General features: G+C 47.5%; 17 protein-coding genes. 4 read left to right on the forward strand and 13 right to left on the reverse strand.

Going from position 1 to position 23,242, the window contains the following annotated elements:
* Positions 1-34 precede the first annotated feature (34 nt).
* The 8 genes from ACFQZT_RS06795 to ACFQZT_RS06830 form a co-directional block, all read right to left on the reverse strand.
* Positions 35-1,174 carry a Gfo/Idh/MocA family protein gene (locus tag ACFQZT_RS06795; protein WP_379297828.1) on the reverse strand — a complete coding sequence of 380 codons (1,140 nt, stop codon included), beginning with the start codon at positions 1,172-1,174 and terminating at the stop codon, positions 35-37.
* Between the two features lie 40 nt (positions 1,175-1,214).
* Positions 1,215-2,165, reverse strand: a complete 951-nt coding sequence (locus ACFQZT_RS06800; protein WP_379297830.1) for a sugar phosphate isomerase family — start codon at positions 2,163-2,165, stop codon at positions 1,215-1,217.
* A 34-nt stretch (positions 2,166-2,199) separates the two neighbouring features.
* Entirely contained in the window at positions 2,200-2,934 is a 735-nt protein-coding gene (locus ACFQZT_RS06805; RefSeq protein ID WP_379297832.1) for a PIG-L deacetylase family protein, read from the reverse strand.
* A gap of 3 nt (positions 2,935-2,937) precedes the next feature.
* Complete coding sequence (locus tag ACFQZT_RS06810; RefSeq protein ID WP_379297834.1) at positions 2,938-3,945, reverse strand: Gfo/Idh/MocA family protein; 1,008 nt, start codon at positions 3,943-3,945, stop codon at positions 2,938-2,940.
* 4 nt (positions 3,946-3,949) lie between these two features.
* Positions 3,950-4,783: a sugar phosphate isomerase/epimerase family protein gene (locus ACFQZT_RS06815; protein WP_379297995.1), complete on the reverse strand. Its 834-nt coding sequence runs from the start codon at positions 4,781-4,783 to the stop codon at positions 3,950-3,952.
* A 143-nt stretch (positions 4,784-4,926) separates the two neighbouring features.
* Positions 4,927-6,168: an ROK family transcriptional regulator gene (locus tag ACFQZT_RS06820; RefSeq protein ID WP_379297836.1), complete on the reverse strand. Its 1,242-nt coding sequence runs from the start codon at positions 6,166-6,168 to the stop codon at positions 4,927-4,929.
* Between the two features lie 161 nt (positions 6,169-6,329).
* Positions 6,330-9,629 carry an endo alpha-1,4 polygalactosaminidase gene (locus ACFQZT_RS06825; protein ID WP_379297838.1) on the reverse strand — a complete coding sequence of 1,100 codons (3,300 nt, stop codon included), beginning with the start codon at positions 9,627-9,629 and terminating at the stop codon, positions 6,330-6,332.
* 226 nt (positions 9,630-9,855) lie between these two features.
* Positions 9,856-11,634: a methyl-accepting chemotaxis protein gene (locus ACFQZT_RS06830; protein ID WP_379297840.1), complete on the reverse strand. Its 1,779-nt coding sequence runs from the start codon at positions 11,632-11,634 to the stop codon at positions 9,856-9,858.
* 251 nt (positions 11,635-11,885) lie between these two features.
* Here ACFQZT_RS06830 and ACFQZT_RS06835 point away from each other — a divergent pair, with 251 nt between their 5' ends.
* Positions 11,886-12,836 (forward strand): diacylglycerol/lipid kinase family protein, encoded by a 951-nt coding sequence (locus ACFQZT_RS06835; protein ID WP_379297842.1) that lies wholly within the window; start codon positions 11,886-11,888, stop codon positions 12,834-12,836.
* Between the two features lie 344 nt (positions 12,837-13,180).
* On the opposite strand, the gene ACFQZT_RS06840 is transcribed toward ACFQZT_RS06835, so the two are convergent.
* Complete coding sequence (locus tag ACFQZT_RS06840; RefSeq protein WP_379297844.1) at positions 13,181-13,909, reverse strand: glycerophosphodiester phosphodiesterase; 729 nt, start codon at positions 13,907-13,909, stop codon at positions 13,181-13,183.
* A 314-nt stretch (positions 13,910-14,223) separates the two neighbouring features.
* Here ACFQZT_RS06840 and ACFQZT_RS06845 point away from each other — a divergent pair, with 314 nt between their 5' ends.
* The 3 genes from ACFQZT_RS06845 to ACFQZT_RS06855 all read left to right on the forward strand — a co-directional run bounded on the left by ACFQZT_RS06845 (position 14,224) and on the right by ACFQZT_RS06855 (position 17,376).
* The gene (locus tag ACFQZT_RS06845; RefSeq protein WP_379297997.1) at positions 14,224-15,075 is read left to right on the forward strand and encodes a carbohydrate ABC transporter permease; all 852 of its coding nucleotides are present in this window, start codon (positions 14,224-14,226) and stop codon (positions 15,073-15,075) included.
* The gene (locus tag ACFQZT_RS06850) at positions 15,072-15,893 is read left to right on the forward strand and encodes a carbohydrate ABC transporter permease (RefSeq protein WP_379297846.1); all 822 of its coding nucleotides are present in this window, start codon (positions 15,072-15,074) and stop codon (positions 15,891-15,893) included. The genes ACFQZT_RS06845 and ACFQZT_RS06850 overlap by 4 nt, the downstream gene beginning before the upstream one ends.
* 91 nt (positions 15,894-15,984) lie before the next feature.
* The gene (locus ACFQZT_RS06855) at positions 15,985-17,376 is read left to right on the forward strand and encodes an ABC transporter substrate-binding protein (RefSeq protein WP_379297849.1); all 1,392 of its coding nucleotides are present in this window, start codon (positions 15,985-15,987) and stop codon (positions 17,374-17,376) included.
* Positions 17,377-17,516: 140 nt separating this feature from the next.
* On the opposite strand, the gene ACFQZT_RS06860 is transcribed toward ACFQZT_RS06855, so the two are convergent.
* The 4 genes from ACFQZT_RS06860 to ACFQZT_RS06875 all read right to left on the reverse strand — a co-directional run bounded on the left by ACFQZT_RS06860 (position 17,517) and on the right by ACFQZT_RS06875 (position 23,229).
* Positions 17,517-19,085 (reverse strand): response regulator, encoded by a 1,569-nt coding sequence (locus tag ACFQZT_RS06860; protein WP_379297851.1) that lies wholly within the window; start codon positions 19,083-19,085, stop codon positions 17,517-17,519.
* Positions 19,086-19,114: 29 nt separating this feature from the next.
* Positions 19,115-20,815, reverse strand: coding sequence for a sensor histidine kinase (locus ACFQZT_RS06865; protein WP_379297853.1), 1,701 nt, complete (start codon positions 20,813-20,815; stop codon positions 19,115-19,117).
* 111 nt (positions 20,816-20,926) lie between these two features.
* Entirely contained in the window at positions 20,927-22,297 is a 1,371-nt protein-coding gene (locus tag ACFQZT_RS06870) for an ABC transporter substrate-binding protein (protein ID WP_379297855.1), read from the reverse strand.
* 101 nt (positions 22,298-22,398) lie between these two features.
* Positions 22,399-23,229: a carbohydrate ABC transporter permease gene (locus ACFQZT_RS06875; RefSeq protein WP_379297857.1), complete on the reverse strand. Its 831-nt coding sequence runs from the start codon at positions 23,227-23,229 to the stop codon at positions 22,399-22,401.
* Between the last annotated feature and the right edge of the window lie 13 nt (positions 23,230-23,242).

Here is a 23,242-nt window from a genome sequence, read left to right on the forward strand (position 1 = left end):
TGCTTACAACTCCTTTGTAATACGCTTCAGCTTTTCACCACGCAATCTCTTGAAAGGTGGCGGTTTCAGCGGATTCCGTGGCTTTCAGACACATCAATGCGCTGAGCAATCCCGATGCTAACGTAGAATGCGATTTCGCTTTTCCCAGCACAATGTCGACAAAATTGCGGGCAAGCACTTCATCGCCTCCGCCATGGGAATCGTCTTCCGTTTTTATTTCATAGGTCTCCACCCGGGGCGTATGGTGCATATGTACCTTCAAACTGCCGGTATACCAATCAAATTCCAGCGTGCCTTTGTAGCCGAGCAATCTGGCTCCTCGCAATCCCGCCCCTCTGCGGGCATAGAAATTCTGCGAGTAAGCAGCGTGCATCCCCGTATCGTAGCGGATCAGTGCACTGCCTGAATCTTCGTTTCCGGTATCCACGGCGAAGCAGCAGTAGGGACCTGTTACCGATTCGGACAAGTCCGTTCCGAGCCTGACGGTACTGTCCGGACAAGTTTGATTTTCACTGCAATCCGCACATTTTAGCCCAGCTGGTTTATTTCCTTTGAACACTTGCTTCGATTTCATCGCGCTGACCGCGACCGGTTGATATCCGAGCAAATAGTTCAAGTAATCAAAATCGTGCGTCGCCTTTTGAAGAAACAACCCGCCCGTCTCCTTCTCATCCCGATACCAGTTGTGGTAGTAAACCCCGCCATAAGGCACGTTGTTGTAAGCCTGAACATGTTCAACGGTGCCCAGTTTACCGGAATCGATAATTTCTTTGGCTAGCTGGATCAAAGGCGAGTAGCGCAGCGGAAAGGAAACGACGACTTCCGATTGGGCACGTTCATAAGCTTCCTTCAACCGGTAGAGATCCCGCATGTTGGTGGCAACCGGCTTCTCCAGAAATAGCGGGAGACCGGCTGCCATCACTTTTATCGCCATCTCCGTATGCAGCGAGCATCTGGTGCCTACCATCACGCCGTCCAGCTGTTCCTGATTCAGCATAGCCTCCGGCGTGTCGTAAAAATGAATGGCGCTCGACGTTTCATCGCCAAGCTCATTTTTAATTTCATTCACCCGCAAATCCGTTATCGCCGCTATCCGGCAGTCCGGATAAACCCGCTTCACTTGTTCAACCATATGCCTGATCCGAACGCCGAAGCCGATGATTCCTATTTTCATCGTTTAACCCCCTAACGTTTTCAGGTTAACAGCAGCCATATTAGTTGCACTCCGCTTCAAGTGGCCCTGCCAGTTCTTGCAAATAGAACAGCTTTCCGGCCATCGTGGGCATGAATGTGGACGGCAGCCACATATCCGGTCCATGGCGAAGCGTGGTCCATAATGGCATGCCCTGCCACTGCATCCCTCTGTCAAAGGCCCCGTCGCATCCGCCGATGATACGGTCCGATTGGAGGAATAGCGCGGGACCGATCGTATTGGCTCTGCACGGCACGAGCATCGTTCTGCTCTTGAAACTAGTGATCGCGTTCTGTTCGATGGTAAGCGGATGTAGTTTGGCGCCGATCCGGTAGGCCTGCTGTTTCCAATCCTCAATCCCCTCAAACTCCTCGGCGAAATGCGGCTCCCAGAAGGCAATATGAAGCATTCTGCCGATACCGAATACGGTAATCAGCTCGGCGCCATCCGCCTTCAGGGCATTGATTTTTTCGACATACGTGGGTAGATTATGCTTGGTAGCAAAATTTCTCTGCTCCACAGGCACCGTTAACGCGCCTAAAGGACCGTAGAAACTTTGTTCCATCGCATATTGGAAGGATCCCTTGTTTGTAGGCTCCAGCGTATTCCCTTCCGCATCGCTCCATTCATCCATGTTGAATCCGCTTACATGGGCGCAATCGATACCCCACGCTTGCAGGAAATAGACCGTCCATTTATACATGCCCATCGGTCCAACCGGCAAAATGACGGCCAACTTTTTACCTTCTTCTTTCGTTCTTCGTATTTCCAAAGCGATTTCATGTCCAAGCATCATATCGAAGTCATGCACATTCGCACAAGCAACCGGCTGGAAGTCATCGTGCCAGAACGGTTGTCTTTCCCCGATCGCCTCCGGAGGCAAAGCGCAGCATTGATCGATCTTGGCTAAATCCCAACCTTTCGGATAAAAACCTTCCAACAAAGATCCTCGTACCGTATCCAAGAAATCCATTCTCTTCTCATTCCTTTCTAAATATCGCCTTCACTTATGGAAGCAACCGGCTCGTCGTTACTCTCGGCCAAATCAGGCACTGCGTAAAGCCTTCCGCGTACGCTTTACCGCACTGCAATCCACGAAATTTGGACACGGTGCGTACAAAATCGATAAAATCAATGCCGTCATGCTCAAACAACCAATTGATCTGACTCTGATGACACTCATTCATTTTCAGCTTCGTTTCAATGAACTCGGAAACATCTACATACTCGGTCGGTACAAAGCCAACCCCAGCAAGTGTATCCATATAATAAAGAGGCGCTACTAAGGAATGAGCCTCATGATTGCCTGACGTTCGGTAGTAGGGAACGGTAGCAGCGAAGCTGGCGTCAAAGACCGCTTTGGACACCTCCATATGATCCTTCATGTAGTCTTCCGGCGCATGGGTGATGATATAATCCGGCTTCGTTTCCCGAATCACGTCGACCAGTTTGCCTATCAATTCATCGTTATCCGCTTTTACCGATAAATCAGGGACATCCAAACTGACTACCTGCGCTCCGATTAATGCGCCTGCGGATTGCGCTTCTTGCGCACGGATTAATCTCAATTCATCTGACGAAATAACGACATGCCCTTTATCTCCGTTAGCCACATGAACCATGGTTACATGGTGTCCTTGTGAGGCTAACTTGGCAAGCGTTCCCCCGCAGCCAATTTCCAGATCATCCGGATGGCAGCCTATAGCGAGTACGTTCATTTTGCGCTCTGCAACCATGTCCATTCGTTATTCCTCCGCAGCTGCAATTGCCCGCAGTGTCAGCATCAGCGATTGGCAGCCATCTTCAAGCGTTGCCTGCTCAATTTCGCGATCTCCGCTTAAGCAGCTTAAGAAATAGCTCAACTCATTGTAATACCCGCCAAGACTGGAAATATTACCGCTGCTTTCCGATCCGATTTCCCCCAAATCCGAATCTAATACGACTTCGATGATCTTGCCGCTGTCCTCAAAAATCCGTAAGGAAGGAACCGCATTGGAGTTGAACTCGGCGACCGCTTGCTCGAATTTCACCCGGTACGTCATTTCAAAGGGGAACTGGGTCGGATAATCCCATCCGCCTTCCAACGAAATAACGGCATCGCCATAATTATACAGGCTGAAAATGTGCATGTTGGCGCTATGTTTATTGACGACTTCGCTTTTGATATGATCCGGCTCCCCGAACAAATGTCTAACAAAGTCTACGTCATGGATATGCAGATCCAGTGCTGCAGAGCCGCTTCTCCCCTCATCGTCCAACCACTGATCCCAGGCCCAGGTCGGTTTCGGGCTGATTCTCCGGAACACGCCGGATATCACCCGGCCATATGTCTGTTCCTTCACCAGCTTCTCGAGCTCTTGATATTCCGGCCAAAAGCGAATGCAGTGACCGACCATCACCTTCGTTTTCGTCGTTCTCTGCTTTTCAAGCAGCTGCTCCGCTTCCGCCTTCGTCAAGCTAACCGGCTTTTCGATGAAAACGTGATGTCCTTTTTCCATCGCTTGCAGCGCAATTTCCGTATGCAAAAAAGTGGGCAAACAGATATCCACCACATTCACATCGCCCTGTTCGATCAACTCCGAAGCTGACGAGTATACTTTGGCCCCGAACTTCTTGGCGATTTCTCCGGCTTTTTCCTCATTCATATCCGCGACCGCCGTCACTTGGAAATCAACTTTCCCTGCTAATGCCTCATAACAGAGACTGTGCATGTTTCCCATAAATCCGGTTCCAATTAAACCTATTTTCAACATGAGTTCACTTCCCTCCGGTCGTTCTGCCCAAGATCGCATCCATCGATCTCGATGCATTGAATAGGATTTGTTCCGTATAATGCGTATAAGGCGGGATCATTTCAGCGATCACATAACCGTTGTACCCGATCTCGGTTAGAGCTCCAGTCACAGCAGGATAATCTACATCACCAGCCAGCAGGTCGACGAATCCCGCCAATCCGGCTGCTTCTCTGCGGTAATCCTTCAAATGGACTTTCTTGATTCGTTTGTTCAAGATTTTGATCCATTGCTCCGGATAACCGGTCAGCAGGACATTTCCAACATCAAAGTAAGCCCCGACATAGCTGGAATTGATTTTGTCCAGAAAATCTTTCATCTCCAGCGGCGACAATAAAAACTTGTTCCAAACGTTCTCGACGCCAATGGCGACCTTATAGCTTGCGGCAGTTTTGGACAACTTCGCCAAAGCTTCCATGGCGTTATCGTAAGCTTGATCGTAAGTCACCTCAGCATTTACAACGCCAGGCACAACCAATATTGTATCCGCTTCCAATTGCGCAGCGACATCCAGTTGTCTTGTAATGATCTCGATCGCCTGATTTCGATTTTGAACGTTGCTGCTTGTTAATTGATACTCCCAACCGAGTCCTGAGGCCAGACTTGCAATCTCCATACCTGTATGGGTTAAAACTTGTTTAATTTGTTTGATTTCCTGTTCGGTGCTCCCCAAACTTAAATCGCCTGTCTTCGATAGCGCCAACTCAATGCCTTCATATCCCGCTTCTTTGGCTAGCGCGATGCATTCCGCTACGGTTCTCCCCTGAGGGAATGACCAATGATTAATCCCTTTTTTCAAATTCATCTTCCTCTCATTAAGCTTACGTAAGTTAATTAATGTATTTTACTAACTAACCTCATACTAACCGAATTGTCAGAATAAATCAATGATTATTTAGAAACAAAAATAGATGACCCACTTGTGCGGCCATCCAATTTGAACTACATATTTGAGCTTCTACGAAACAATTCGTCTGGAGATTCGAAAAGTTCTTTCACACACAATGCGCCAGCGCCTATAACATGCGCATGATCCCCCAATTTGGAGAAATCAATCCTTACCCGCTTCGCAGGCGCGGGTAAGGCCTTTTGACGAACCCTGATCTTAACTTCCTCAAGAAGAGGCTGGCCCAACATTTTCATCTCGCCATGAATATTGATACTGTTCGGGTTGAATATATTCACCAAATTGACGATGCCAATTGCCAAAAATTCCCCCAGCTCTTTGATCGCAATTTGCGAAGCCCAGTCATCACCTGCTTGGATCGCTTCGGCAATCAGTTCCATTTGAACCTCTTTATGGGCCCCTGCTTTACATAGATAATCGGACTGCTCTCTCGTACTTTCCAAGCGCTTGATGACCGCTTCCGTAGAAGCAAATAGCTCCCAGCACCCATGGTTGCCGCAATCACACTCAGGACCATGCATATCGATGACGGTATGACCTACTTCGCCAAAGCTGTTATCGGCACCGCGAATTAATTGGTGATCAATGATGATCCCCGCACCAATCCCCGCTTCCGTCAACAAATTGATTGCCGTTTCATGATCACCGCCGTCGCCAAACCATTTTTCAGCCAAGGCTAAATTGTTACATTCGTTGTCGATCCAGATGGGACAATCAAATTTTTGCCGAATCAAAGTCCCAAGCTGAACATTTTCCAGAACATGGATCTTATAGGATTTTAAGATCGTACCCGTGGCAAATTCAACCAGACCGGGACAACCGATCCCGATGCCTAACGTTCGCAGGCCAATCTGCTCGGATTTCTCCATGAGCATCTCAATGTGTTTCTCAATCGCTTCTACGATCTTATCCGATGTATCCTTGCTTTTAATCTTCTCGGAACGATGGAAGAGCACTTCACCCTCCAGGTTCAGCAAACCGGCTTCAATCGTTTGAACGCCAACATGCAGCGCGACTATACTGCCGCCCATCGGGTTAAAAGCAAACAATTTCGGACGTTTCCCCCCTTGATCGGTAGATGTCCCCGTGCCGGTTATCTTCACGTAGTTGATTTCGACCAGCTCGTCGACCAGCTTGGAAACCGTAGGCGCGCTGTAACCTAGCTGCTTGGCGATCTCCGGCTTTGTCGATTCTTTATGCTGACGGATATATTGAAGGACATTCATTTTGTTGGATTGTTTAATATCAAGTGTTCTAAGGGACGAATGCAGCTGCATTCCCGGACAACTCCTATCGGTTTATATGTCTCTTTTGCAGAGTCGGTATCTTTTTTAGACTAACACACCTTTTCAAATATATAAAGGAGCCCCCGCAGCAAAAGAGCCGACATCGCTTGGGCTAAAAAAGCGCGACGATGCCGGCAGTTGAGCTTATCAAATTATAATACTTTCAAATTGCTTAGCCATAGAGCTCCATCTACGTAAGGCGTAGTGTTCGTATTGGTGAGTACGACAATTTGGATTGATTTGATCTGGCTAATCTGGAAGGTGCCGGATAGATTATAAACCGTTCCGCCCACTAAAGGGTTGATATTGATCGTATTCAAGCTTGCGCCTAATTGTGATGTGATATCCCAAGCTGTATAATTGCCGTTCGTATCTATTATTTGCAATTGAACGGATTTGTTGGTTCCTGCAATAGCCGGAGATACCGCAGCATCCAGATAAAGATGACTCGCGGAGAAATCGATTGGGCTCGACCAATCTGCAGATTTCAGTATAGCAGCATCCGCCCAAGCCGTCGTTCCTGCAATATGCATCGTGAGTTTTCCTGTTGTTTTTCCGGCAAAAGTCGTGCTGTCTGCTGCCAAGACCGCGGTATTGCTGGGGGATCCCAATATTGAGGGAGTCCAGAAGATCGCACCATGCGAGAAATCGTCGATGATACCTGTCGTCGCATCGGGGTAAGGCATAGAGACAGGCGCCATCACATTGGTAAACCACAGTGTACCTGTATAGCTAGTCGAATTGCTTACATTGTTCTTGAACATAATCCGCATGGATTTGACGGCGTTTATTTGGAAGTTTCCTGTCGTTGTGGCCGCCGGATCATACATGTTAAGGGTTACCGTACTCAAACTGGTTGTAGACAATTTGGTCGTAATGTCCCATGACTTTGTATTCCCGCCCGAATCAACCAATTGCACCAGGACGGATTTGTTCGTACCCGTCAATGGAATTGAAATTTTGGCATCCAGCTTCAGTACGCGTTTGGTGAAATCTACGGCCGTATACCAATTTACCGACTTGAGCGTAACGGCATCCGTCGTAGCGGTATTCCCGACCACAGTCACTGCGACACGTCCCGCTTTAAGTCCGGCGAACGATGTACTGTCTATGCTGAACCGGCAGCCATTGGAAGTCGAGCCTGTCTTGGAGCACTTCCAATTCTTGCTGCTTTTCGTGAAGTCATCAATCAAACCTGTTGCACTGTCAGGCTGCGGCAGTACCTGCGGCGCCTTCAGATTAGTTAACCAGATGGATCCGGTGTAAGTGCCGCCGCCGCCCACCGTGTTCACACCAATCCATTTGAGTGACTTGATCTTACCCAGCTGAAAAGTGCTTCCATTCTGGTTATAAATGCTTCCTCCGACAAGCGGGTCAATATTCAGCGTTGTCAAACTTGCTGAGTTTAACAGTGCGGTTATATCCCATGCTTTCGTGTTATTATTCACGTCCGTCAATTGGAATTGAACGGATTTATTGGTTCCTGTTAAAGCCGGGGAAACGGCTGCATCAAAATAAATACTGCGGTTCGTAAAATCTACAGGATCAAACCAGTCCGTGGATTTCAAAGTAACGCCATCTGTCCACGCTGTCGTTCCAACGATGGACACGGCAAGCTTTCCAGTCGTTTTTCCAGGAAAAGTGGTTGTATCGGCAGTCAGCACAGCTGTGTTGCTGGCGGAACCTGTCTTCGCGGTTGTCCATTTTGCCACGCTGAAATTATCGATGAAACCACCCGCCGTATCATCCGGGTAAGGCATAGAATCTTCATTCGATTGCAGGTTGGAAATATACAGGCTTCCCGTGTATGCGCTGGCGCCATCCAAATTGTTTACCACCTGGAAGAGAATGTTTTTAACAGATTCGGGATGAAAGCCGTCATCTAATCCATCCCAGCCCGGATAATATGCGCCGTCATTGTTTAAATCCAAGCGTATCGTTGTCCATCCCGTTGTAATCAGATTAGTGATATCGAAAACTTTATAATCTTTATAAGAATCTTGAATTTGGATTTGAACTCTTTTGTTGTTATCAATTGCTGTAGAAAGCTTGGCTTGAAAAGTGAGATAGCCCTCGGATAAATCAGCCGGCGTAAACCAATCCACCGATTGGAGTGACGCATAGTTTTGCCATGCTTTGGTCCCTTGAACCGTCATCGAAAGCTTGGCGCTGTTCACACCGCCGGTCGTATCTTGGCTGACAGTTGCTGTATCACCGGGCACACCAGGCTGACTTGAACCGGCAATAGCTTGCCATTTGGATACGCCCGTTGCGAAATTATCAATGATGCCCTGCGCATTCGGATTTACAACCGGCATACTCGGTATGTCCAGGTTTGAAGCCCAGTTTGTACCGGATGGCAAAGCAACTTGAGTCGGCCAATCATAATAAGGTGGGTTGTTAAGGTCTGGCCGACCGGCAGAAGGGATGACGCCAAGCGGCCATTCATAATTCACATTCGCTTGCATAAGCGTCGTCGGAGGACTTAGGGACAAGTCTGCCGGGTTGTACACATAATCCAATGCAAACACATGGAAAAACGTATTTGACTTCAACGGGGCGTTACTGCCATCCTTTTTTACCGTTCCATCTGCGTTATACTGATAGCGGATTTGATTAAATTTGTTAATCGCATTTCGCGAATAAATCTTTTGCTGGCTTCCGGCAGGGTATTCATGATAATTCGTGTTGTAGGTACCGTCAGGATTCGGGTAATCGCTTGCCCAAGTGCTGTTTACGCTCTCCATCATATCGCCGTCAACAAAAGGACTTACATCATATCTCACGCCGAAAGCAATGCCGCCAAAAAGGTTATAGCCCCGGTTAACAATGACTTTCTTACCGGTATTGTACGATTTGATTTTCTGAATCAAGGCATACATACCTGGCTCGGAGCCTCTAAAATCAATGCCTCTAGCCGCATCTACATAATAAGCGTCATCCACCGTATCTAAAAATACGCCGTCAAAGCCTTTGCTATAAATTTGCGGAAGCATCGTATTCACGACGTAATCCTGCCACGAAGCCGAGCCCGGATCCGTATAGTAACCGCCCCACACCGCATTTTGAATCGGATTTCCGTTTGCATCCAGATGGTAATAAGATTTAATGACTTGACCGTTTGCATCCTTCAAGAGCGTTTTCGTCTCACCAATCGATAAATAAGCGATTTCGAAAAGACTCGGTTTGCTCGTCTTCAAACTCGTCAACGTCGCAGCGGACGTTTCTTGAGCTAAAATATCCATATCCGTGCTTGTAAACTTCGAAATATTGCTCAAAATCTGACTATCTATAGCATAATTGCATAGATAAGTTCTTATGTTGGCCCAATTTCCCGTAGAAGCCGGTGCGGGTGTATCCGCCGCCACAGCCATTGCAGGAATCAACGTCATCAGCAAAACAGATATCAACCACGAGCCCATCCATTTCTTATTTGACCGCTTAAAATTCATACATCTACCTCCTTGATATTTGTAGAAACCGTCTTAGACTGACCACTCCGGCGAAAGCGATTACAAACATAAAAGATTTAAACGCTAATAAATCATTACGCCTCCATTTCTTTGTTTGTTAATTAACTTTATTTACTATCTTATAGTACCCATATCCTTCCATCTCGTCAATACATTAAATAAACGAGCCGCAGGCTTCAATTCGCCGGCGGCTCGTTTTATTCGTTTAAACTTTAAACTTCTGCAGCGAGAGCTGCAATTCTTCCGCTAATCCGGCCAATGCCTGTGCGGAGTTCTCTATCTCTTCGGTCGTCGCCAATTGTTCTTGGCTGGCAGCCGACGCTTCTTGACTGACGCTAATGCCCGTCTCAGATACTGCGCTTACTACGCTCATCACTTCTTCGATACGAACATTCGCCTGAGCGAGATGGTGGATCGCTTGATTCACATCATCCACTTTCGCATTCACTTTATCTACAGATGCTTCAATATGTACGAACGATTCCTGGGCTTGCTCGGAGATCGTCAATCCCTCTTCTACTTTGCTTGCTCCTATTTGCATCGATACGACAGCATGATTAATTTGTCTCTGAATCGTGGCGACCAGATTCGTAATGTCCCGCCCGGACGAGGAAGATTGCTCGGCTAACTTACGAACCTCGCCGGCAACAACCGCGAAGCCGCGCCCGGCTTCTCCCGCTCGCGCAGCTTCAATCGCCGCATTCAGAGAGAGCAGATTGGTTTGAGTGGCAATTTCGTTGATGACGCCCACGATTTTGCCAATTTCATGCGCATTCTTGCCAAGAGCTTCGACAACCCCACTGACCTCTTGCGATGCTTCAGAAATTTCCCGCATTTGCTCTGCTATCGAAACAACGGATTGCTTCCCGTTCTGTGCAGCCGCAGACGCTTGCTCGGCTAGCACGGCTACCTCTTGCGAAGACGCATCGATCCGCTTCGTGCTGTCCAGCATTTGATGTACAGCCTCATTAGCTTGGTTGACACCCGCAAATTGCTTTTCAAAATCTTGCGCCAACTGTTGACTGGATACAGCAACCTGCTTGGCCGCAGTCGAGCTTTGCTCGGAGCTCGCGAGAAGTTCTTCCGAACTCGCCGAAAGTGTCAGCGCGTTATCGGCGATCTGCGCGACCAGATTCCGGAGACTTTCCGTCATCATATTGAAAGAGGTCGTTAACTTACCCACCTCATCGTCGTAGGGGTAATTGCCTTTTACCGATAAATCGCCGCCAGCCGCCTTCTCCATGTATTCCTGCAATTTGCGGATTGGCGTTGTGATAATCATATTCAAAGCCAGCGCGTTCGTTGTAAGAACAATGATCGCCAGAACGATCGTCAGAATGATGACCCAATGAGATACGGCCGAATCTCTTGAACTTGTCTTCTGGAATTGTTCAGCAGCCGATTCTTTTAAATTAACTAATTGGGTCAAAGCTTCTATCGTTTGTTTTCCCTGAGGAGACACTTGCATATTATATACTTGATAGGCGACTTGATTGTTTTGTGTCGCGTGTTCAACCGCAGCGGTGCTCACCTCGCGATACTTGGCATTCAAAGCCTCGAACTGTTGGTACGCCGCCTTTTCTTCCGCATTCATCGGAATTTGTCCCAATTTCGTAACCAAATCATTGTTTGTCTTTATGCCTTCATCCAGCTGCGTCTTCAGCTTACTCTTGTATTTCACGTCAGTGGTTAGCATCATTTCCAGTAAATTGGACTGAGATTCATTGAAGTTGGATTTTAATTGATTTATCCATTTGACAGATAGCAGGCTTTCCTCGTACATTCTAGTAGAATTGCCCGCCATTTTATCCATGTAATGATAGCCGACGACCCCGACGATCAACAGAAAAGCAATAGCAATTGCATTCATGAGAAGCAGTTTATAACGAAGTTTAAGATTGCGAAGCATGGTCATGTTTACTTTCACGTTCTTCAAATACTTGGCGTACTTCGAGTTCCAATTCAATTTCACCTTGAATTTCAAAGCGATAGTTCCCCCTTCAAGAAGTATAATCATGTGTCTGTCTAGCCCTGTACGAAAGTAAACCAGCTCTCCCAGTAAATTTGGTGACATAATATCTAACATCACATTCCAATAATTTACCTATGGTTTATTTTACAAAAACGTGACTTTCCTGTAAAGACAAATATCGACAAATGCCAATCCCTTAAAGGAAATGCCAACCGTTAAATTATTCCAATTAATAGAAAATACGAACAGCTGAGGAGATAAAAATGATCGGTATCATCGTGAACCCGCGTTCGGGTGATGGAAGAGGATCTGACATATGGAGAGAAGTACGCGATAGCCTGCAGAGACGCTCCATTCCGCATATCGCTGTGATGACTTCAAAAGCCGGAGAGGCGGACGAATTGACAGCTCGACAGGTCAGTGAGAACAGCCTTAGGAAGCTTATCGTCATCGGCGGAGACGGTACGATACATGAAGCCGCGAATGGATTATGGCGAGCAACTCGCAGAAGCGGTACTATATGCAAGCTTGCCGTCATTCCGGCTGGAACCGGAAACGACTTTGCCAAAGCTTACGGAATTCCTACTGATCCCATGCAAGCGCTGGAAACTGCGCTTTCCGACGATAATTGCGTGCTAATCGATCTGCTGCATACTGCGGACGGGATGATTGCTGTGAACAGCATCGGCGCGGGGTTTGATGGAATGGTAGCGAAACTTACTAACGAAGCCTTATATAAGAAGCTTTTGAACCGGATTGGACTCGGGAAACTCGCTTATTTCATCACAATTCTTCGGGTATTTCTTCAGTATAAGCCTGGCATGGCATGGTTAGAGGTAGATGGCGCCGTTCATGAGCTGCCTGATATGTGGCTTGCTGCGGTAATGAATATTCCTTTTTATGGCGGGTCCATTCAAATCTGTCCCACCGCATCTCCGCACGATGGGCAGGCTGACGTCGTCGTCATTCAAAGCCGCAGCCGTTTCCGGTTGCTGCCGATTCTTTTCACAGTATATCAAGGGAAGCATGCGCGTCATCCTGCGGTTTCTTTTTACAAAGGGACCTCGATTCGACTTCGAACCGGGCATCCTTTGCTGATTCAAGCAGATGGAGAATTTGCGGGCTCGACGCCGCTGCACATTGAAGTTGTGCCCGCCGCGCTAACTGTAGTGAGAGGTCCGCAGAAACTTGGAGATGATAAGTTGCCGAAATAACTGGAAAACCTCCGGTTATTTGAACCTGATATGGTGGATATCTAAGAATAACTGGAAAATATCCCGCTAATCGGCCATTGTGCCAGAATAAACTCCCCTATGTTGGAAATTAGCGGGAGGATTTCCCGTTATACGTCGGAAAAAAATGGATCCGGAGAAATTAACGTGACATTTTCCATCTATTTGAATGTTTCAAAAAAATCGTCAGGAGCAGACCGTTTAAAGCCATCTTACAGGCTAAAAACGGTCCTTTTGCGTGTAAATCCATCCATTAAAAACAGCCTTCAATTCCACTTTTCAGTGGCGTTGAAGGCTGTTTTTAAAATAAATCTCACGATCGGCTCTTATTTCAACAATTCCCTTAACCGTCCCGGAAAATCCGTAATAATCCCCGTCACTCCAAACGCGATCATCTGGCGGTAATCTTCCTCCTGATTCACTGTGTAAGGGTACACGGCAAGCCCGCCTGCAGCAGCTCCATCCACATCGCCTTTGTCGATGGAATGAAAGTGCGGGTGCAGCGAGAACACATCGACGCCGGTCTGCTGCGCATAAGCAGCATGATCGACCAGGTTTGCCGCATACAGCAGGCCCACTTTGGCTGCCGGTTCCGCCTGTTTCATGCGGCGAATGCACTTGTGGTCGAACGAAGAGATGACCACGTCATCCAATCTGCCGCTTTCGCGCAGAAAAGCCAGCAGTGCTTGCTCCATGCGGCCTTCATAAGCATGCTTAACCTCAACGTTGATCAAGATCCCCGCAGGCACCAAATCAAACACTTCGCGCAGCAGCGGTACCCGCTCCCCGCGGAATGCTTCAGCGAACCAAGCTCCTGCATCCAAGCGCCTGATCTCTTCCCATGTTTGTTCGCATATAAGACCAGAGCCGCTTGTTGTCCGATCGAGTGTATAGTCATGGCAAACGACAATTTCGCCGTCTTTCGTAATATGTACATCCAGCTCTATACCTTGAGCGCCTTGCTCCAGAGCAAGAGCAAAAGAAGCCAAAGTGTTCTCAGGCGCTTCGCCCGCTGCACCCCGGTGTCCGATAATGATTGGCTTATTTCCGTTCATCGACAACTCTCCTAACTTGTTTTCCTATGGATATATCAAATTATAAAGGAAGCCTTTCTTTTTTGCCCAGTTCATTTTGATAAAAAATATGTAAAGAACAATGAAAAATCAACAATTAATCCACATTAATTTAACACTGGTCAAATGAAACATCGCTATGCTAGAGCGGTAAGACTAGTCAAATACCGTTTGTGGAGGATTTTCCAATGAATACGCTGGACAAAGATTTACCGTTATCTGTTTCTGTCAAACCAACCCTTAAGCTTAAACGTAAGTCCAGATCGCTGTCCGCTCAAACATGGACAGAAACGCTAATGGGCTACTTTTTTCTTGCTCCATCTCTTGTGCTCTTCATCATCTTTCTGTTTTACCCTCTGTTTCAATCCGTTTATCTTAGCGTCCACGAGACCGATCCGCGCGGTCGGGTCGCCGGATACGTAGGCATCGACAATTTCGCTGCCATCTTCACTTCAGAACGATTCTACAAAAGCCTTGAGGTTACCGGCGTGTTCACGCTGCTAACCGTCCCTACCGGCATCGCACTTGCCCTGCTGCTCGCAGCGCTAACGCATAATCGGTTAAAGGGCATGCGCATCTTTCAATTCGTTTTCTCATTGCCGGTCGTCTTGTCCGTAGGCACTTCAGCGGTTATCTGGATGATGTTGTTCCATCCCAGCGTCGGCATGCTGAACTATTTACTCAGCCTGCTCGGCTTAGAACCGGTTGCTTGGCTGACCGACCCAAGATGGGCCCTGCTCTCCGTTTCGATGATGACGGTTTGGATGAATCTCGGCTTCAATTATATCGTCCTGCTCAGCGGCCTGCAGAGCATCCCGGATGAAATCTACGACAGCGCCAAGATCGATGGCTCCGGGCCTTTTCGCACGTTCGTACAAATTGTCATGCCGCTGTTATCGCCGACCGTTTTCTTCGTGACCATCGTTTCCATCATTGGCGCCTTTCAGTCCTTCGGCCAAATTCATATTTTGACCAAAGGCGGACCGGTGGACTCAACGGATGTGCTCGTTTATTCCTTGTATCAGGACGCTTTTATCAACTTCCGATTCGGGACGGGTAGCGCGCAGGCGCTTGTGCTTTTCGCGATCATCCTCCTGCTTACCATCGTACAATTCAAAGCTTTCGAAAGGAATGTGCATTATCAATGACCAATCGGCTGCAAAACACGCTTGTATATGTCCTTTTGACAATTTTGGCCGCACTTATTCTATATCCCATCTTCTACACGTTCACAGCTACTTTCATGACACCCGACGAAGCATCGGCCTATCCGCCACGTTTCTGGCCAGGGAGTTTCTATCTAGGCAGTATTCTTGCTGTCTTTAAGCTGGTGCCCATCACCACATTTATGACGAATAGCCTGATCGTTTCCATCATCATCATGGTTGGACAACTGATCACCTCCAGTATGGCTGCCTATGCATTTGCCAATATCCGTTTCAAAGGCAAGGCCATTGTCTTCGCCCTGTTCATGGCGACCATGATGATTCCATGGGAAGTCACGATTATTCCTAACTATTTGACCGTGAAAAAATGGGGCTGGCTCGACAGCATGCAGGGCTTGACGGTTCCTTTTCTGGCGACTGCTTTCGGCACGTTTTTGCTTCGCCAATTTTTCCTCCAGCTGCCTCGCGAGCTGTTCGAAGCGGCCAGAATCGACGGCTGCGGGCACATTCGCTGCTTCCTGCGTATCGTGCTGCCGCTCTCACGCCCTGCGCTTGCAACATTAGCCGTGTATGCGTTCCTTAGCTCATGGAACATGTATCTGTGGCCGCTGCTTATCACAAACAGCGAAAAGATGAGAACGGTGCAGATCGGCATCGCCATGCTCCAGTTCGAAGAATTAACGGTGTGGAACCTGGTGTTGGCAGGTGTGACCATTGTGCTGCTGCCATCGCTGCTGCTACTCGTTCTTGGATTAAAGCAGCTTGTACGCGGCCTAACGGCCGGCGCTGTGAAAGGTTAAATTTCAACTGCACGATGGCATTACCGCTCCGGGACTCCACTGGAGCCGGTTACCATAGATTAAACAAATGAAAAGGGAGAGAAACCAAAAAATGAAATCGTTAAAAATGAAAAGCTCCGCGATCGCGATGACAGCGCTCGTTATGCTGCTGACCAGCGCATGCGGTACTGCTGACAAAACGACATCAAGTTCCGCATTCACCTCTGCCAACCCTACTGCTGAAGCAAAGGCAGATACAAAGAAATCTGCTGAACCTGTCAAAGTCATCTGGTGGCACTCGATGAGCGGCGAGCTCGGCAAAGCCGTGGATAAGCTTGTTACGGATTTCAACGCTTCTCATAAAGACGTTCAAGTCGAAGCCGTATTCCAAGGTACATACGACGAAAGCTTAAACAAAATGAAAGCTTCCATGGATACGAAAAGCGGCCCATCTCTCATTCAAGTATACGAAATCGGCAGCCGTTTCATGATCGACTCCAAGGCGATTACACCGATGCAAACATTCATTGATGCTGACAAATTCGACCTGTCTCAGCTTGAAGACAACATTTTGAACTATTATAAAGTTGATAACAAACTCTATTCCATGCCTTTCAACACCTCGAACCCGATTCTTTACTATAACAAGGATATGTTTAAAGCCGCAGGTCTTGATCCTGAAAAACCGCCGACCACGTATGAAGACGTAGCCAAAGCCGCTCAGGCGCTTAGCAAAGACGGTAAATCCGGTTCTTCCTTTGCCATTTACGGCTGGTTTATGGAGCAATTCTTCGCCAATCAAGGCGCTGAATACCTCAACAACGGAAACGGTCGTACAGCCGCTGCCACAGAATCACAAGTAAACAGCGATGCCGGCGTAAAAACGTTGACATGGTGGAAAGAAATGGTCGACAACAAAACTTCTGTAAACCTTGGACGCAAGACAGACGATACGAAGAAAGCTTTCTTAGCCGGTCAAGTTGCGATGACACTGGATTCCACAGCTTCCCTGCGCGGTATCGTGTCTGGTGCGGATGGCAAATTCCAAGTAGGGACCGCGTTTCTGCCGAAACCGGCTGATGCCAAGGACGGCGGCGTTGTCGTAGGCGGAGCGAGCTTGTATATCTTAAACAATAAGTCCGAAGCCGAGCAAAAAGGCGCTTGGGAGTTCATCAAATTTTTGACGACTCCGCAAACGCAAGCTTACTGGCATGTAAACACAGGATACTTCCCAATCACGAAAAAAGCGTATGACGAGCAGCTTGTCAAAGATAACCTGGCCAAGTATCCGCAATTCCAAACTGCGGTTGACCAGCTTCATGCTACGAAACCGAACAAAGCGACGCAAGGCGCTGTGATGGGCGTGTTCCCGGAAGCCCGCCAAATCGTGGAAGGCGCCATTGAAGAAGCGCTGACTGGTAAAAAAGCGCCAAAAGATGCGCTGGACGGAGCTGCAAAGAGCATCACGGAAAAAATCGCCGCTTATAACAAAACGGTGAAGTAACACGAAAAAGTGGTTGAGGCGGGAGAATTCTCCCTGCTCAACCACTTTTTTTGTTCGCGCTCCCGCCCATGCGGGCTCGGCGCCAGCTGTAGCGCCCTTTTTGGGTCTTACAGCGCCGGAAACTCCGCGCTCACGAAGTCTCACCGATAATCCTTCGGGCTTACGCCGATGTATTTCTTAAACACTTTGGAGAAATATGTCCGCTCCATATAACCCAGCTTCAGCGCAATGATTTCGGTACTATGCTGCTTTTCTTTTAGCAGCTTGCAGGCGATTTTCATTTTGTAACGGTGCATGTAATCCGTGAAATTGAGGCCTGACTCCTGTTTGAAGTAACGGGAGAAGTAACTCGGATTCAGAAATAAGTAGTTCGCGATATCGACTAAAGAAATGTTCTCTGACAAGTGGTCCGAGATGTATTGATCGATGAGCTGAAGCTTCGGCTTCTTCTCGATCCACGCAACCGTACCGCTGCCTAGCAGCGTATGAACTTTATGTTCGAGAAGTTCCTTCGCCTCCGTCCACCGGCTGCAATTCAATAGGCAGCGATGGAAGGCATCGTCGCTTGTCTGGTTAAATTGAAGCTCGATATGGCGTATCCATTGCGAACTTTTGCTCAGTAGCTCGTCTGGGTCTAATCTGTAAGTTTCCGCTTTAGCCTCAAGCGACTCCAGACTTTCCATAACGAGGCTGTCGTCCCCATTCTTCGTCGCTTCCTCGAGCCGCTGCCACTCCCCACCGAGAATGCCCATCACATCCGGGTTCCAAACACTGTTCTCATCCGGTAATCTCGGGACATCAGAAACTTCTTCATAGAACATCAAACGTTCCCTCTGCATCAGTAAGCGGTACTGGCTTTGAATGTTCTCAATGCCTTTGAAAGTGGCACCGAAATTGAAAACCACATCAATATTCAAATATTCGGCAATTTTGTTTTTCAGCTTAGACAGGTGCTTGTCCAAATCTTCAACCGCATTTCGGCTGAGATCGTTCTGGAAATTGGCTATGGCAATCAGACGAGTTTCCTTATCGATGAGCGTCGTTATCGTGAACCCTTCCAGTGGCAATTCTTCGGAAATGTTGGAAATGGCATATAACAGTAGCGATATATCCGAATAACAATACTTCTTTGGAAAAGATCTGTACTGCAGATTGCCCACAGCCACAACGAAATGGGGCAGTTTCCACTCTATCCCTAGCCGGGCACCCTGGTTATGGATGATCTCATTAGAGGCACCTGCCAGCAATTGCGTCCAAAATTGTGCTTTCCAGGTCTCCCTATGTTTTAAAATATCCTGCTTATACGTAAGCTCCTCTAAACGTTCTTTATCAGCCAAAAGTGTCTGTAACGTTTTTTTCAAGGCTGTTTCTAATTGCTGCGCCGTCAATTCATCTTTTATCAAATAATCTTCGGCTGACAGCTGCAGTGCCTTGCGCGCATAATGAAACTCTTCATGACAAGTCAGAAACATGATCTTGACGTCAGGTTTCAGCTTTTGCAGCTCAACCGCCAATTCCATCCCATCCATTTGTGGCATACCGATGTCGGTGATGACCAGGTCAGGCTGATGTTCGCGAAACAAAGCCAGAGCTTTGACGCCGGATTGGGCAGAACCGACCAGCGATAATCGAAGCGCATCCCAATCGATCAATTTGGTCACATATTTCATCATGGGCACATCATCGTCGACGAGCATAACCTTGAACATATCCTTCCTCCAATCCGCATGAACAAACTTTATAACGGAATTCGCAGACATACAGCCGTTCCTTCTCCCGTTCTATTTTCCAATCGCATCGTCGTGGAGGGACCGTAAGTAAGACGCAGCCTTTGCAGCACATTGATCAGCCCGATTCTTTTGTAAGAAGCTTGATGCGCTCCCTCTCCTTGTTCCAGGAGTTCATTTAGTTGTTGAAGCTTATTCTGCGGGATGCCCTTGCCGTTATCCGCTATACGAATCTCCAGCATCCCGTTCGTCTCAAAAGCCGTAAGCATAATTCGCAGGTCCGAGTCCATATCGGCAAAGCCGTGTACGATGGCATTCTCCACGATCGGCTGCAGCAGAAGCTTCGGCACTTCCTTGTCAGTCACTTCATCAGCGAGCGTGATCTGCAGCTCCACATCCAAATCACTGCGCATTTTCATAATATCCACATAGTGAACAAGCAGCTTGGACTCACTCTCTAATGTGGCCGGTTCATTAATTCGCATGTAGGCTCGGAGCATGCTCATGAGCGCATCGATCTGCCCGCTATGCAAGGCATCCCCTTCCAGTGAAAGATTGCATTTGATCGAATTCAGCGTATTCAGCAGAAAATGCGGCCGGATCTGGGCGAACAATGCCTGCAGCTCCATAACCCGCTTCTGCTCTTGCTCCTGCTCGATGTTGATGATGAGGGCATTGATCTGATCGAGCATTTCATTCAGCGTCCGGCCAAGTTCCGCCATCTCGTCTTTACCCTCCGCTTGAAAGCGGACCGAACGGTTGCCTTCGCCAAACTGCCGGGCACCACGCTGTAAAAGTCGGACTGGCCGATACAGCCGCCGGGCAATGAAAAACGAGATTAGCCAGAATAAAATGAAAAAGGGCAAAATGATAAGCAGCGATATATAAAACGTCCGCGAAATTTGGCCAGTTACCTGCGAGCTAGGAGTCTCATATACGAGCTTCCAGCCCGCTTTGTCAATCATAATCTCGTTTCGAATATTGCTCTGATCCGCCGCCTTGCGCTCAAAAGGGATATTCGCGTTTCCTGCGATAAGATTCCCATTTGCATCAAAAAGACTCAGCTCACCGGAAGGTGCTTGTCCAAAAAACTTAGTGAAATAAGATTCCGGTATACCTATAAGCAGTGTGGCTAGAAGCTCATTATCATCAGGATCGCGCAGAACGCGGGACATATAGTAAATTCGCCCTTGCTGATCCTTGCTATCCACCAGACCCAGCCATTGAATGAATTTGGGTTCATCAAAATCAACACGCGGTTTAACTTGATTCCAGTCATAAATAATCCCATCCGGTTCGTAACTATCTACAGACTGCGTAATGAAATCCGACCGATTCGCCAAAAACATGATGATTTCCCGGTTCATCGTTTTAGCGGTAACGAAGCTGAAAAAATCTTTGATTTGCTGATAACTTTTCAGATTCGCGTAACTGTCAATCGCCTTCACATCAGCAAAACTGCGCAATTGCAGTCTCACATTCGAGTCCTGTACAAAAAAGTTCGAAGCATACGTCAAATCATCGATCATTTTATTGAGATCCTTGCCCATCACGGCAAGCACCGATTCATTGCTGAGCGTAATCTTTTCTTTCACATCGCGGTTCGTCGTCGTGTAATTGAAGAAAGCAACAAGAGCTGTCGGCAGCAATATCAGCAGGAGAAAGGATATCTGGATGCGCCGGTAAAAGGAAGACCGAAACTTTGGAATCATGCATATCCCCTCCTATCCCCCAAACGAAATGTGTCTTTCTATTATAAAAGGAGCGGCTGCACATTGACAAAGGGATAAGGCCATTTAGCCCTACCCCTTCTTATTCATCGTTTATTTCGCTGCTGTTTTAATCACTTTATCCGCTTCATCTTGCATCCATTTCTGCGTATCTGCAATGGATACGTTATCCAAAATAAATTTGGAGAACCCGTTCTCCATCACTTTCTTCAATTGAGCCCCGTATGTAATGGCAATGTCAGAGGAGAAAGATGTTTTCACTTGCTTGTCATTTAATGTTGAAGTCAATGACGGAATGTCAACCAGATCTTTTTTCGCGCCATATAGACGTTCAATAACAGCTGTGGAGTCCGCTTTTCTCCAACCGGATAATTCGATTCGCGCCTCTTGTTCTGTCGACATATAACGGATGAACTGGTACGCTTGCTCTTTGTTTTTGGAATTTGCCGCAACCGCCATATAGTTGCCGCCGATATTCGTCAGACCGTTCGGCGCATCTTTGGAAGAACGCGGCAGCGGAGCGAACACCGTTTTGAACGTATGCGGATATTTCTCCGTATTCAAGACGTTGGGGATATTGAATGTAGCCGTCATCATCATAGCTGCTTTACCGGTACCAAACTCATTTGCGTAATTCAACTTCGCTCCGATCACATCAGCCAGCGATTTAACGGATTTGTCATCCTTTTCCATCGTGCGGCGGAGATTGAAGTAATAGTTGAAGCTAGGATCATCAAATTGCGGCTTCAAGTCATCTTTCAGATATGGATTTTTCTTATCCGTGTATACGATCGGGTTCACGTATTCGCCCCAACTATGGAAGTAAGCTCCGTAGCGCTTATCATTGCCTTCGCCTTTGGTCAGCTTTTTCGCATATTCGCGGAAATCGTCCCAGGTCCAACCGAACGTAGGTACAGGCAAATTGGCCTCTTTCAGGGCGTCGGCATTCAGCATGACGAACCAGTCGCTGGCATTGATCATCGTCGCATAGTACTTGCCTTTGAACTTAGGATTAATGAAATACTCCTCTTCCGGCTTCACGTTATCTTTCGCGTATAAATCATCCAGCGGAGCGAGCACGTTTTGCCCGGCTCTTGCCAGTACTTCCTCTATGCTAGGCATGGCCACAACGTCGACTTGTTCGCCGGAGGATAACGCAACATCCAGCTTTTTCAAGCTTTCGACGGAGTTCCCTGGTACCAACGCAATCGACTCGACTTTAATGTTCGGATTTTTCGCCTGAAAATTTTCGATAATTTTTTTCGTTGCCGCTGCTTGTGAGTCGCTATCCCAATTATAATATTTAATCGTTACATTTTGCGCAGGCTTGTCCGATGCTGCCGCAGTCGCTCCTGCCGATGCTGCAGGACTGCTAGTATTTGTGCCGGATGACGATCCGCATGCGCTCAAGATCGACATACTCATGATTACGCTTCCAAGAAGTACGTTCTGTATCTTATTCATTTGACTACCCCCATAAGGTGAATTGGTTACATTTGCATCATACAATGGATGTGAATACGGAACCGTGCACAATTTTGAGTAGTTTGTGCAATTTTTTGACCTTATCCTTTGACACCGCCGATGGCAATTCCCTTAATAACTTGCTTCTGCATCACGATGAAAACAATGACCAGCGGTATGATTGCAGCGAGGGCTGCCATCATCAGCACCGCATAATTGTCGGCAAAATCGTTTTTAAACAGCTGCATGCCGAGCGGAATCGGAAACAGCTTTTGTTTGATCAGGAAAATAAGCGGCCCCTGGTAGTCGTTCCATGTCCAAATAAACTTGATGATCGCCACCGTCGCCAGAATCGGTTTAGTCAGAGGCAGCATGATCCGGGCATAAATGCGCAAGTACCCCGCACCGTCGATTTTCGCCGCTTCGATGTATTCATTATGAATGCCCAGCATGAATTGCCGGAGAAGGAAAGTGAAGTAAATCGAGAACATGCCCATAAAAAGAAGACCTGCATGCGTATTATACAAGTGCAGCCATTTCAATAAAAGATAACGCGGGACAAGCGTCGCCTCATTCGGAATAATCATGCAGGACAGTAGCAGAAGAAAGGCTGCGTTACGACCTCGGAATTGCATCTTGGTAAACGCATACGCCGCCATGGATGAAAAAACAAGCGTACACAGTGTCATTATCGCCGAAAGCTTGAACGAATTCCAATAAAAGAGCGAAAACGGCACACGGCCAAACCAGACTTCTTTAAAATTGGCTATGACGTTAATGCGTGCTGGAATCCACTCTATCGGGTACGTCATTACATCCGCTTCATATTTGAAAGCTGCCGAAACCATCCAAAGGAGCGGAATTAAAAATACGACGGAAAATAAAGCCATTATAACTGTGGTAACAAGTTTCGAAACATCAATTGATTTCATAAGCGCAACACCT

It is taken from the genome of Paenibacillus sp. GCM10027628 (assembly GCF_042676385.1).
In the GTDB taxonomy this organism is placed as follows: Bacteria; Bacillota; Bacilli; order Paenibacillales; family NBRC-103111; genus Paenibacillus_E.